We start from the raw sequence: 12,322 nt of genomic DNA on the forward strand, positions 1-12,322 counted from the left end.
GCAGGGAAACAGGGAGGAGGTAAAGGCAGTTCAGTGCCCCGTCGCGGCGGGGCCTGATGCGTTAGCCGAAAACGCTCTGAATATAACGTTCCAGCGCCATGCGGGAACTAAATCCGTGCGGGATGCCGTAGTGTTCCTGTGAATCACCCGCCAGGTAGAGAGGGAATTGGGTGTAGTGATCGCAGGTCTTCATTTCTGAAGCAGGTTCAGCGAACGGCTGGCTCTTCTCTTTCAGTGTCGGGTGAATGACGAGTGCCATGCGCCCCATGCGCGCTTCGCGATTCACATAAACATAGTTCTCTCCACGGCGATAACCATAGGCCCGTGGGGTAATTTCATCGACTTCGAAACCCGCTTTTTCCAGTACGCGCGCTACCTCATCTGGTCGTAAATACATGCTCGATCCTCTCCTCTTTCAAAAGCTTCGCAACCTTACAACAGCATGACAGAGTGGGCATTCGGAATTTTCCCTAAAGAACACTCCCGCGTCTCGTTTATCTCAAGGTCGTCTACACTAGTATTACGTTTTTAAATCAAAGGGAGCTAAAAAATGTTTAATCGCACTGTAAAAAACGATGACATTGATATTAATCAGGATGTTAACGAACTGGCCGATTCACTGGAAGCGCTGCTGAAATCTTACGGCAGTGACGCCAAAGACGAAGTGGATTCTGCACGCAGTCAGGCAGAAAAGCTGCTGAAACAGACCCGCTCCAGACTGAACGGCGGCAGTAACCGTGTCTCACAGGTTGCCCGTGATGCCAGTGCACAGGTTGACACCTATGTCCATGACAAGCCATGGCACGGTGTTGGTATCGGTGCCGCTTTCGGTATCGTAGTGGGTGTGCTGCTGGCTTCACGCCGCTAAGCTCAACTCTAAAAAATCTCCTGAGCCCTGCCCTGTGCGGGGCTTTTTTATGCCCTTTTTCTGGCCGATGACATTTACAAAAGATTTTTCCAGGCTGCAGGGCGCATCCCTGCTGGCTTTGCCGCTGTTGCGCAAATGCAAATCATAAAACCCTATATCTGGTGGGCTTGACCCACAAAACCACTACATCTAGTATTTATCTCATCAGCACGACACCAGATGTCCGGCAGAATGAGGCCCGCAACTTGCCGCGTCTGCTTTGTTTTCGGGCATCAGAACCGCATATAGAGGGAAATACGAATCATGCGCATTATTATTTACACTAAAGATAACTGTGTCCAGTGCACGGCAACCAAAAATGCGATGGACCGTCAGGGTCTCGCCTATCAGCTTATCAATCTCGACAGCCAGCCCGAGGCGATCGACAACCTGAAATCACTGGGTTACCGCCAGGTACCGGTTGTGATGGCAGATAACGATCACTGGAGCGGTTTCCGCCCGGACAAAATCGCCACGCTGCGCACGCTTTCTGCTGTCGGAGGATAAACACATGTTCCCGCTGGTCTATTTTTCCAGCCAGTCGGAAAACACCCACCGGTTTGTGACGCGCCTCGGCCTGCCCGCCCGGCGCATCCCGCTTGATGCCCGGCAACAACTGCATATCGACCAGCCCTATATTCTGGTGGTGCCCAGCTATGGCGGTGGCAGCAGTCGCGGTGCGGTGCCCGGTCAGGTGATTCAGTTTCTTAATGATGAGGCGAACCGACGCGGTATTCGTGGCGTAATCGCAGCAGGCAACCGTAACTTCGGTGCCGGTTACTGCCTGGCGGGCAGCATCATTGCAAAAAAATGTCAGGTTCCCTGCCTCTACCGCTTCGAGCTGATGGGAACGCCTGACGATATCGCGAAAGTTAAAGCGGGAGTAACCCAATTTTGGCAACAACAGACACCCTCAACGGCGTGACGCTCGATTATCACGCCCTTAATGCCATGCTCAATCTCTACGACGCCGAGGGCCGCATCCAGTTCGACAAGGATCGCGAAGCGACACGTCAGTTTTATCTGCAGCATGTGCAACCCAATACCGTCCCCTTCAATAGCTGCGCTGAGCGTTTACGCTATCTGGTAGCAGAGAGCTATTACGAAGCGGAAGTGCTGAACCAGTACGATTTTTCGTTCCTGCTTGCGCTGCATGAGGTGGCGGAGAACTGGGGATTTGAGTTCAAAACCTTTCTCGGTGCCTGGAAGTACTACACCAGCTACACCCTGAAGACCTTCGACGGCAAACGCTATCTGGAAACCTTCGAACAGCGCGCCTGCATGGTGGCGCTGACGCTGGCTCAGGGCGATGAAAAGCTTGCGCGGGCCCTGCTGGAGGAGATCCTCAGCGGCCGTTTCCAGCCCGCCACGCCAACCTTCCTGAACTGCGGCAAACAGCAACGCGGTGAGCTGGTCTCCTGCTTCCTGCTGCGCATCGAAGACAATATGGAGTCAATTGGTCGCGCCGTGAATTCGGCACTGCAGCTCTCAAAGCGCGGCGGCGGCGTCGCCTTTTTGCTGTCGAACCTGCGTGAGTCCGGTGCGCCAATCAAACGTATTGAAAATCAGTCGTCGGGCGTTATCCCGGTGATGAAAATGCTGGAGGATGCCTTCTCTTATGCGAATCAGCTCGGCGCGCGTCAGGGCGCTGGCGCGGTGTGGCTCAATGCGCACCATCCCGATATTTTCCGCTTCCTTGATACCAAGCGCGAAAACGCCGATGAGAAGATCCGCATCAAAACCCTGTCGCTGGGCGTGGTGATCCCCGATATCACCTTCCAGCTGGCAAAAGAGAACAAACCGATGGCGCTGTTCTCGCCCTACGACGTTGAACGGATCTACGGTCAGGCCTTTGGCGATATCAGCATCAGCGAGAAATATGACGAGATGCTGGCCGACGACCGCATCCGTAAAACCTATATTCAGCCACGCGACTTCTTCCAGACGCTGGCCGAGATTCAGTTTGAGTCGGGCTATCCCTACATCATGTATGAGGACAGCGTGAACCGCAGTAATCCGATTGCCGGTCGCATTAACATGAGCAACCTCTGCTCTGAGATCCTGCAGGTGAACAGCGCCAGCGAGTACAATGACGATCTCAGCTATCGCCGGATCGGCAAAGATATCTCCTGTAATCTCGGCTCACTGAACATTGCGCACGCGATGGATTCACGCGATCTGTCGCGTACCGTGGATGTGGCGATCCGCGCTCTGACCTCGGTGTCGATGATGAGCGAAATTGGCTCGGTGCCCTCGGTCGCCGAAGGCAATCGCCGTTCGCACGCCATTGGCCTGGGTCAGATGAACCTGCACGGCTATCTGGCGCGGGAAGGCATCGCCTACGGTTCACCGGAAGCGCTGGATTTCACTAATCTCTACTTCTACTGCATCACCTATTATGCGCTGCGCACCTCTAATCAGCTGGCACAGGAGCGTCAGCAGACCTTCGATGGCTTTGCGGAATCGCAGTACGCCAGCGGCGCATACTTCGATAAGTATCTGCAGCGCGAATGGCTGCCGCGCACGGAACGGGTAGCGACGCTGTTTGCCGACGCCGGACTGACGCTGCCGACACAGGCGGACTGGCAGGCGCTGCGCGACGCGGTGATGCAGCACGGGCTGTTTAATCAGAACCTGCAGGCGATCCCGCCAACCGGTTCAATCTCTTACATCAACCATGCCACCTCCAGCATCCATCCGATTGTCTCCCCTATCGAGATCCGCAAAGAGGGCAAAACCGGCCGCGTCTACTATCCCGCGCCGTTTATGACCAATGAGAATCTCCATCTCTATCAGGATGCGTATCAGATTGGGCCGGAAGCGATTATTGATACCTACGCAGAAGCGACGCAGCATGTCGATCAGGGCCTGTCGCTGACGCTGTTCTTCCGCGATGACGTCTCAACCCGTGACATCAACAAAGCGCAGATTTACGCGTGGAAAAAAGGCATCAAAACGCTCTATTACATTCGACTGCGCCAGATGGCGCTTCAGGGCACGGAGGTTCAGGGTTGCGTCTCATGCTCCCTGTGATGAAAACGATGAAATTAAAACAGATTCAGGCAATTAACTGGAACCGCATTCAGGATGACAAAGATCTTGAGGTGTGGAATCGTCTCACCAGCAACTTCTGGCTGCCCGAGAAAGTGCCTCTCTCCAACGATCTGCCCGGCTGGCAGACGCTGGATAAACAACAGCAGCAGCTGACCATCCGGGTGTTCACCGGCCTGACGCTGCTCGACACTATCCAGAACGTGATCGGCGCGCCGGGGCTGATGGAAGATGCCATTACCCCGCACGAAGAGGCGGTGCTGTCGAATATCAGCTTTATGGAAGCGGTGCATGCCCGCTCCTACAGTTCGATCTTCTCAACCCTGTGTAACACCCAGGATGTTGATGCCGCTTATCAGTGGAGCGAAGAGAATGCGCCGCTGCAGAACAAGGCGCGCATCATCCTGGAACACTACCAGGCCGATGATCCGCTGAAGAAGAAGATCGCCAGCGTTTTCCTGGAGTCGTTTTTGTTCTATTCCGGCTTCTGGCTGCCGATGTACTGGTCGAGCCGTGGCAAGCTGACCAACACCGCTGACCTGATTCGCCTGATTATTCGCGATGAGGCGGTGCACGGTTACTACATCGGTTACAAATATCAGCAGGCGCTGGCTGCCGCTGACGATCTGCGCCGCGAAGAGCTGCAGCAGTTCGCCTATGATCTGCTGCTGGCGCTGTATGAGAACGAAGTGGCTTATACCGAGGCGCTCTATGCCGATGTTGGCTGGGTAGAGGAGGTGAAAACCTTCCTGCACTACAACGCCAACAAAGCGTTGATGAATCTGGGCTATGAGGCGCTGTTCCCGGCGGAGCTGACAGCGGTGAATCCGGCCATTCTGTCGGCTCTGTCGCCCAACGCCGACGAAAACCACGACTTCTTCTCCGGTTCAGGCTCCTCTTATGTGATGGGAAAAGCGGTCGAAACCGAAGACGAAGACTGGAATTTCTGAGGGTTACCGGGTGCTGTTTTTTCAGCATCCGGTTTTCACTGGCAGTGCCGCGCCAGCCGCGCCACCCCGACTAATCATAAGAAAAAATTATCACTGCAACACAGCCTGACTATTTCACCGTTTATTGATTTTCACCCATCCCGCATTTCCTTTTTTTACGGCCGATTATTCCACTCAATATGATCGTTTCAGGCGTGATTATTTCCCTGCATCGGAATTCATTATTTCCGTAATATTTCACGTCGGTGACACTTGTTTTTCTCCCTTTCACGCGGCAAATAGGCTGAAATGCCAAAAACCCGCCAATGATTTCACAAAAAATTAATCCACGCTTATCCCTTGTGAGCACTGAAGATAATCGGCATCTGAATGTCCCGCGGCCGGCCAATATTCCACTTCAGGGTTGTCAGATAACGTCAGTGTGCTACGGTATGGCCTGCTTAAATTTCAGCGGGAACGACAGGATAATATTAGATATTTCAACCAGGATTTAATGACTGCATGGCTATTAAGCTCGAAGTAAAAAATCTCTATAAGATATTTGGCGACAATCCGGATCGCGCCTTTAAATATATTGAAAAGGGTGCGACCAAAGATGTCATTCTTGAGAAGACAGGGCTCTCTCTTGGTGTAAAGAACGCCAGTCTGGCCATTGAAGAAGGCGAGATATTCGTCATCATGGGGTTATCCGGTTCAGGAAAATCGACCATGGTTCGCCTTCTCAATCGTCTGATAGAGCCGACGCGCGGCCAGGTGATTATTGACGGTGTCGATATTGCCAAAATATCAGCCAGCGAACTGCGTGACGTGCGCAGAAATAAAATCAGCATGGTATTCCAGTCATTTGCTTTGATGCCGCACATGAATGTATTAAATAATACGGCATTTGGTATGGAATTAGCGGGAGTCGCACTGGCTGAACGCCAGGAAAAAGCACTTGAAGCGTTACGTCAGGTCGGGCTGGAGAATTATGCGCACGCTTACCCGGATGAACTTTCCGGAGGGATGCGGCAGCGCGTCGGATTAGCCCGTGCACTGGCCATCAATCCCGACATCTTATTAATGGATGAGGCCTTCTCCGCTCTGGATCCGTTGATTCGTACTGAAATGCAGGATGAGCTGGTTAATTTACAAGCCAGGCATCAGCGCACCATCGTCTTTATTTCCCACGATCTTGATGAAGCGATGCGTATTGGCGACCGTATTGCCATTATGCAGGGCGGCGAAGTGATACAGGTTGGTACGCCGGATGAGATCCTGAATAACCCGGCCAATGACTATGTCCGCACCTTTTTCCGTGGCGTCGATATCAGTCACGTATTCAGCGCCAAAGATATCGCCCGTCGTAGCGCGGGAGCGTTGATCCGCAAAGCGCCAGGTTTCGGCCCGCGCTCCGCCATTAAGCTGCTGCAGGATGAAGACCGCGACTACGGTTACGTGCTGGAAAAACAGAAGTTTCTTGGCGTGGTCTCCACCGACTCGCTGAAAGCCGCGCTGGCAGCAGGTCTGGGACTCGATAGCGCCCTCCTCGACTCGCCAGCCGCGGTGCCCGCCGATACCTCACTGAGCGATCTGCTCTCGCACGTCGCTCAGGCGCCCTGTGCGGTGCCAGTGGTCGGCGAGGAGAATCAGTATGTCGGTATCATTTCCAAAAGCACGCTATTGCGCGCGTTAGATCGTGAAGGAGCCCAGCCATGAGTCAGGAAACCACCAATCCGTGGGATAGCGGCACTGCCGCCAGCAGTCAGGCTGCGCCCACCAGCAGCGGCGGTGCCGATGCCTGGGGCACGCCCGATGGCAGCGCGACACCCGATGCAGCCAGCAGCAGTGACTGGCTCAACAGCGCCCCTGCGCCCGCGCCGGAACATTTCAATATCATGGATCCGTTCCACAAAACCTGGATCCCGCTTGATCACTGGGTGACTACCGGCATCGACTGGGTGGTCAACCATTTCCGCCCGCTGTTTCAGGGTATCCGGGTACCGGTTGACTATATTCTCAGCGCCTTTCAGCAGCTGTTGCTGGGAATGCCCGCGCCGGTAGCGATTCTGGTGTTTGCGCTAATCGCCTGGCAGATCGCGACGCCCGCCATGGGCATCGCCACGCTGGTATCGCTGATCTTGATTGGCGCAATTGGCGCCTGGTCGCAGGCGATGGTCACGCTGGCGCTGGTGCTTACCGCGCTGATGTTCTGCATTCTCATCGGCCTGCCGCTGGGGATCTGGCTGGCCCGTAGTGAACGGGCAGCGCGTATCGTACGCCCCTTGCTGGATGCGATGCAGACGACACCCGCCTTTGTCTATCTGGTGCCGATTGTGATGCTGTTTGGTATCGGCAACGTGCCAGGCGTGGTGGTCACGATTATCTTCGCCCTGCCACCGATTGTGCGTCTGACTATTCTCGGCATTAAGCAGGTGCCCGCCGATCTGATCGAAGCGAGCGAATCCTTTGGTGCCAGTCCGCGTCAGCTGCTATTCAAAGTGCAGTTGCCGCTGGCGATGCCCACCATTATGGCGGGCGTCAATCAGACCCTGATGCTGGCGCTGTCGATGGTGGTGATCGCCTCGATGATCGCCGTGGGCGGACTCGGTCAGATGGTGCTGCGCGGTATTGGCCGTCTCGACATGGGGCTGGCTACGGTGGGTGGTGTGGGGATTGTGATCCTTGCCATTATCCTTGACCGTCTGACCCAATCGTTTGGTCGCGATAGCCGCAGCCGCGGTAATCGTCACTGGTATCACACCGGCCCGCTGGGCCTGATCTTCTCTCCTTCGCGTAAAAAATAATCTGTCGGGCGGTGCCTGCGCGCCGCCCATCCTGACGCGACATCTGAAATAAGGAATGACTATGCGCAACAGAGCCTCTCTGCTCGCCGCCGTGGTAACCACGCTGGCCGTTTCACACGTCTCCGCTGCCGATCTGCCGGGCAAAGGTATTACGGTACAACCCATACAGAGCACTATCGCTGAAGAGACTTTTCAGACCCTGATTGTCAGCCGCGCGCTGGAAAAACTCGGCTATCAGGTCAGCAAGCCAAGTGAAGTGGATTACAACGTTGGCTACACCTCTATCGCCGCTGGCGACGCCACCTTTACCGCGGTGAACTGGCAGCCGCTGCATGACGACATGTACAAAGCCGCCGGTGGCGATCAGAAGCTCTATCGTCAGGGCACCTACGTTACCGGTGCCGCCCAGGGTTATCTGATTGATAAGAAGACCGCCGAGAAATATCACATCACCAATATCGAACAGCTGAAAGATCCTAAGATCGCCAGCCTGTTTGACGCCAACGGCGATGGCAAAGCGGATATGACCGGCTGTACGCCAGGCTGGGGCTGTGAAGCGGTGATTAATCATCAGAACAGCGCCTTCGGTCTCAGTGATACCGTGACCGCCAATATGGGTAACTATTCGGCGATGGTGGCGGATACGCTGGCGCGCTACAAACAGGGTAAACCGATCCTTTATTACACCTGGACGCCCTACTGGCTGAGCGATGTGCTGAAGCCGGGCCGCGATGTGGTCTGGCTGCAGGTGCCGTTCTCTTCGCTGCCTGGCGAACAGAAGGATGTGGATACTAAGCTGCCAAACGGTGCGAACTACGGTTTCCCGGTTAACACCATGCACATCGTCGCCAACAAAGCCTGGGCGGCGAAAAACCCGGCGGCTGCCCGTCTGTTTGCGGTCATGAAGCTACCCATTACCGATATCAATGCTGAAAACTCAGCAATGCATGCCGGACAAAACTCAGAAGAGGCGATTAACCGTCATGTGGATGGCTGGATTAAGGCGCATCAGGCTGAGTTCGATAAATGGATCAGCGAGGCGCAGGCCGCCGCGCAATAACCTGAAAACATTTCCGCCCCAGGGCGGTTGATAAAAGTGCTGGCTCAGTGAGCATACGCTTTTAGTCGGGCAGTTATCTGAGGGCAGAAATTTTTCTGCCCTTTTTTTTATGGCTGCTTTCCCGACTGGTATGGCCTGTTAATAAACATGCGTGTGAAATAGTTTTTTGAGTTACTATTAACCTCAAATGATTATTAGCGACCGATGCTGTTTATGAATGCGACTCGCCAGGGTCTGACGCCTGCTTTAGTAATGCTGATGTCAGTAGCAACCGGCCTCTGCGTAGCCAGTAATTACTACGTTCAGCCACTACTGAATACCATCGCCCAACAGTTTGATCTCTCTGTCAGCCTCGCCGGATTTATTGTCACCACGGCGCAGCTGGGCTACGCCTGCGGTCTGCTGCTGCTGGTGCCGCTTGGCGATCGGTTTGAACGACGCAGCCTGATTGTTACGATGATCCTGCTGGCTGCTGCGGGCATGGTGATTATCGCCCTTTCGCACTCCTTTCTCTTTTTACTGCTGGGCACGGTGATGACCGGCCTGTTCTCGGTCGCCGCACAAATCCTGGTGCCGCTGGCCGCCACGCTGGCAGAGCCGGAGCGGCGCGGCAAAATAGTGGGGACGGTAATGAGCGGTTTGCTGCTGGGGATTCTGCTGGCGCGCACCGTGGCAGGCGGCCTGGCGCAGCTTGGCGGCTGGCGTACCGTCTACTGGACTGCCAGCCTGCTGATGGTGGTGATGGCCCTGGCGCTGTGGCGATCGCTGCCGCGCGTAAAACAGTCCGTGCCCATGAGCTATCCGCAACTGCTGGCCTCCATCTTTCGCCTGTATGCCGGTAATCGGGTGCTCCGCACCCGCGCCTGGACCGGCTGCCTCTCCTTTGCCAATTTCAGCCTGCTGTGGACCTCAATGGCCTTTCTGCTCGCCGGGGCGCCCTATCACTTCTCAGAGGGCGAGATTGGCTTGCTGGGGCTGGTCGGTGCCGCGGGTGCGCTGGCCGCACGTCAGGCGGGCGCGCTGGCTGACAAGGGTAAAGCGAAGCTGACCACCCAACTGGGCCTGCTGCTTATGCTGCTGTCGTGGGCTGCCATTGCGTGGGGCGCGGAGCAGCTTGCGCCGCTGATCGTCGGCATCCTGCTGCTGGATCTGGCGGTACAGGCCGTCCATATCACCAATCAAAGCGTGATCTACGCGCAGATGCCGGAGGCGCGGAACCGTCTTAATGCCGGTTACATGACCAGCTACTTTATGGGTGGCGCGGCCGGCTCACTGCTCTCCGCGACCGCTTACCATCTTTGGGGCTGGTATGGCGTCTGTGGCGCTGGCGCGCTGCTGACTGTGGTTAATCTGCTGATTTGGGCAGCCGGATCGCGCTTTGAGCCGGAAAAAATCAACTGAAGCCTGGCCGGACAGCGCATTGCGTCTGGTCACAAATGGTTAGGTTTGTTATGGTTAGTAGCAAACCTATTCACTTCAGTTATTTTTCCCCGCGATATTATTAAATTTGCCCCCTTTTTGATCACGTTCCGGCACAGCGGCTGCCGCCGGACGTACGGGTTTTTGACCCAGGGCCAGGGAATGGCCTGGAATACCTTTGATGGTGAATAGTGATTCTGTCAGCGATCACCTGCCAAAAAGTGACTACGCTTATCCTGTCACCATAGTTATTATACAAGTTGCAATTAGTGAGGTTTTTTTTAATGGAAAGTTCGTTTACTCCCATTGAGCAGATGCTAAACATCCGTGCCAATCGCCATAAGGATTTTCCGTTACAGGAAATTATTCTGACGCGTCTCTGTATGCATATGCAGGGTAAACTGCTGGACAACCGCAATAAGATGCTGAAAGCACAGGGTATTAATGAAACCCTGTTCATGGCGTTGATTACGCTGGATGCACAGGAAAACCATAGTATTCAGCCCTCTGAGCTCAGCTCTGCCCTTGGCTCTTCACGCACCAATGCCACGCGCATTGCTGATGAGCTGGAAAAGCGCGGCTGGATTGAGCGTCGCGAAAGCGATCACGACCGTCGCTGCCTGCACCTGCATCTGACCGATAAAGGGATGGAGTTCCTGCGTCAGTTGCTGCCACCTCAGCATCAGAGCCTGCAATACCTCTGGTCTTCGCTCTCCGTCGATGAGAAGTCACAGCTGGAAGGCATCACCCGTAAGCTACTTAATCGTCTTGATAAAATGGATGAAGATCAGCTGATCGCCTCACTGTCCCGCTAATAGCAATAAGTGCGACACAATCACCTGTCGAAATCGTTATTTTAATTTCCTTTTTTATCTGGCCAGCGCTCAGTCGCTGGCTTTTTCGACTCGGGCGCTGGCGAAAAGGAATTTCTGCCGCCCGACTAAATGGAAAACGTGGAGAAAGACATGAGTGCAACGGCAGAAGCACAAAGCCCGCAACCGTCAGCCAACAAAAAGAAGAAGCGCAAAAGTGTGCTCATCGTGCTGGCGTTGATCTTTGTGCTGATTGGTATTGCCTGGGGAGTTTACTGGTTCCTGGTCCTGCGCCATTTTCAGGAAACGGATGACGCCTACGTTGCGGGTAACCAGGTGCAGGTGATGGCACAGGTCTCCGGTAGCGTGAATAAAGTCTGGTTTGAAGATACCGATTTCGTCAAAAAAGGCGATGTGCTGGTTTCACTGGATAAGACGGATGCGGAGCAGGCGTTTGAAAAAGCGCAGACGGCACTCGCCACCAGCGTGCGTCAGACGCATCAGCTGATGATTAATGGCAAACAGTATCAGGCCAGCATTACATTGCAACAGACCGCTCTGGCGCAGGCACAGGCCGACCTGAAACGCCGTGAGCCGTTAGGCGCGGCTAATCTGATTGGCCGTGAAGAGTTGCAGCACGCCCGCGATGCCGTCGCGACGGCCAAAGCACAACTGGACGTGGCGATTCAGCAATACAATGCGAATCAGGCGATGATCCTCAACACCTCACTGGAAAATCAGCCTGCCGTGCAACAGAGCGCGGCTGAGCTGCGTGACGCCTGGCTGGCGCTGCAGCGCACCGAAATCCGTAGCCCGATGGATGGTTTTGTCTCCCGTCGCAGCGTGCAGGTCGGTTCGCAAATCTCCACCAGCACCCCGCTGCTCGCCGTCGTGCCTGCAACGAATCTGTGGGTCGATGCCAACTTTAAAGAGACCCAGCTGGCTGGCGTTCGTATTGGTCAGCCTGTCACCGTGGTTGCCGACATCTACGGTGACGAAGTGGTTTATCAGGGCAAAGTTGCAGGACTGGATATGGGCACCGGCAGCGCCTTCTCACTGTTGCCGGCACAGAATGCCACCGGTAACTGGATCAAAGTGGTTCAGCGCCTGCCAGTTCGTATCGAACTGAATCAGGAAGATATCGCCAGACATCCGCTGCGTATTGGCCTCTCAACGCTGGTTAAAATCGATACCACCAGCAAAGAGGGCAGCGCGCTGGCCACCAGCGCCCGTCAGCAAGCCGCTTACAGCAGCAACGCACTGGCGATTGACCTTGCGCCGGTCAATCAGCTGATCACCGATATCGTCCGCGCCAACGCCGGATGATGACGCGGAGG

General features: G+C 55.0%; 12 protein-coding genes. 11 read left to right on the forward strand and 1 reads right to left on the reverse strand.

Features of this window, described 5'->3' with window-relative positions; genetic code table 11:
- Positions 1-61: 61 nt before the first annotated feature.
- Positions 62-397, reverse strand: a complete 336-nt coding sequence (locus tag ACMGGP_RS13355) for a DUF2002 family protein (protein WP_003850360.1) — start codon at positions 395-397, stop codon at positions 62-64.
- Positions 398-550: 153 nt separating this feature from the next.
- Between ACMGGP_RS13355 and ACMGGP_RS13360 the strand changes: the two genes are divergently transcribed.
- The 11 genes from ACMGGP_RS13360 (at position 551) to emrA (ending at position 12,311) form a co-directional block, all read left to right on the forward strand.
- Positions 551-868, forward strand: coding sequence for a DUF883 family protein (locus tag ACMGGP_RS13360; protein WP_010257764.1), 318 nt, complete (start codon positions 551-553; stop codon positions 866-868).
- Positions 869-1,171: 303 nt separating this feature from the next.
- Complete coding sequence (gene nrdH / locus ACMGGP_RS13365) at positions 1,172-1,414, forward strand: glutaredoxin-like protein NrdH (RefSeq protein WP_010257769.1); 243 nt, start codon at positions 1,172-1,174, stop codon at positions 1,412-1,414.
- Positions 1,415-1,418: 4 nt separating this feature from the next.
- Positions 1,419-1,832, forward strand: a complete 414-nt coding sequence (gene nrdI / locus ACMGGP_RS13370; protein ID WP_033778606.1) for a class Ib ribonucleoside-diphosphate reductase assembly flavoprotein NrdI — start codon at positions 1,419-1,421, stop codon at positions 1,830-1,832.
- Positions 1,802-3,940 carry a class 1b ribonucleoside-diphosphate reductase subunit alpha gene (nrdE, locus tag ACMGGP_RS13375; RefSeq protein WP_498798534.1) on the forward strand — a complete coding sequence of 713 codons (2,139 nt, stop codon included), beginning with the start codon at positions 1,802-1,804 and terminating at the stop codon, positions 3,938-3,940. The genes nrdI and nrdE overlap by 31 nt, the downstream gene beginning before the upstream one ends.
- Complete coding sequence (nrdF, locus tag ACMGGP_RS13380) at positions 3,940-4,908, forward strand: class 1b ribonucleoside-diphosphate reductase subunit beta (RefSeq protein ID WP_284503992.1); 969 nt, start codon at positions 3,940-3,942, stop codon at positions 4,906-4,908. The genes nrdE and nrdF overlap by 1 nt, the downstream gene beginning before the upstream one ends.
- Before the next feature lie 501 nt (positions 4,909-5,409).
- Complete coding sequence (gene proV / locus ACMGGP_RS13385; protein WP_010672155.1) at positions 5,410-6,606, forward strand: glycine betaine/L-proline ABC transporter ATP-binding protein ProV; 1,197 nt, start codon at positions 5,410-5,412, stop codon at positions 6,604-6,606.
- Complete coding sequence (gene proW, locus ACMGGP_RS13390) at positions 6,603-7,694, forward strand: glycine betaine/L-proline ABC transporter permease ProW (RefSeq protein WP_010257782.1); 1,092 nt, start codon at positions 6,603-6,605, stop codon at positions 7,692-7,694. The genes proV and proW overlap by 4 nt, the downstream gene beginning before the upstream one ends.
- 61 nt (positions 7,695-7,755) lie before the next feature.
- Positions 7,756-8,754 carry a glycine betaine/L-proline ABC transporter substrate-binding protein ProX gene (gene proX / locus ACMGGP_RS13395; protein ID WP_010257785.1) on the forward strand — a complete coding sequence of 333 codons (999 nt, stop codon included), beginning with the start codon at positions 7,756-7,758 and terminating at the stop codon, positions 8,752-8,754.
- A 213-nt stretch (positions 8,755-8,967) separates the two neighbouring features.
- Entirely contained in the window at positions 8,968-10,155 is a 1,188-nt protein-coding gene (locus ACMGGP_RS13400) for an MFS transporter (protein WP_010672153.1), read from the forward strand.
- 302 nt (positions 10,156-10,457) lie between these two features.
- Complete coding sequence (gene mprA / locus ACMGGP_RS13405) at positions 10,458-10,988, forward strand: transcriptional repressor MprA (protein WP_003850381.1); 531 nt, start codon at positions 10,458-10,460, stop codon at positions 10,986-10,988.
- Between the two features lie 150 nt (positions 10,989-11,138).
- A complete protein-coding gene (emrA, locus tag ACMGGP_RS13410) occupies positions 11,139-12,311 on the forward strand; it encodes a multidrug efflux MFS transporter periplasmic adaptor subunit EmrA (protein ID WP_010257791.1) in 1,173 nt (390 codons plus the stop codon).
- The last annotated feature ends 11 nt before the right edge of the window (positions 12,312-12,322 follow it).

Source organism: Curtobacterium sp. BNK-1 (assembly GCF_048685235.1).
GTDB lineage: Bacteria > Pseudomonadota > Gammaproteobacteria > Enterobacterales > Enterobacteriaceae > Pantoea > Pantoea agglomerans.

Excerpts from the sequence above, each read along its gene's own strand:
- ACMGGP_RS13355 (WP_003850360.1), bottom strand. The coding sequence starts at position 397 with ATGTATTTACGACCAGATGAGGTAGCGCGCGTACTGGAAAAAGCGGGT.
- proX (WP_010257785.1), top strand. The coding sequence starts at position 7,756 with ATGCGCAACAGAGCCTCTCTGCTCGCCGCCGTGGTAACCACGCTGGCC.
- proW (WP_010257782.1), top strand. The coding sequence starts at position 6,603 with ATGAGTCAGGAAACCACCAATCCGTGGGATAGCGGCACTGCCGCCAGC.
- ACMGGP_RS13360 (WP_010257764.1), top strand. The coding sequence starts at position 551 with ATGTTTAATCGCACTGTAAAAAACGATGACATTGATATTAATCAGGAT.
- mprA (WP_003850381.1), top strand. The coding sequence starts at position 10,458 with ATGGAAAGTTCGTTTACTCCCATTGAGCAGATGCTAAACATCCGTGCC.
- proV (WP_010672155.1), top strand. The coding sequence starts at position 5,410 with ATGGCTATTAAGCTCGAAGTAAAAAATCTCTATAAGATATTTGGCGAC.
- nrdF (WP_284503992.1), top strand. The coding sequence starts at position 3,940 with ATGAAAACGATGAAATTAAAACAGATTCAGGCAATTAACTGGAACCGC.
- ACMGGP_RS13400 (WP_010672153.1), top strand. The coding sequence starts at position 8,968 with ATGAATGCGACTCGCCAGGGTCTGACGCCTGCTTTAGTAATGCTGATG.
- nrdI (WP_033778606.1), top strand. The coding sequence starts at position 1,419 with ATGTTCCCGCTGGTCTATTTTTCCAGCCAGTCGGAAAACACCCACCGG.
- emrA (WP_010257791.1), top strand. The coding sequence starts at position 11,139 with ATGAGTGCAACGGCAGAAGCACAAAGCCCGCAACCGTCAGCCAACAAA.
- nrdH (WP_010257769.1), top strand. The coding sequence starts at position 1,172 with ATGCGCATTATTATTTACACTAAAGATAACTGTGTCCAGTGCACGGCA.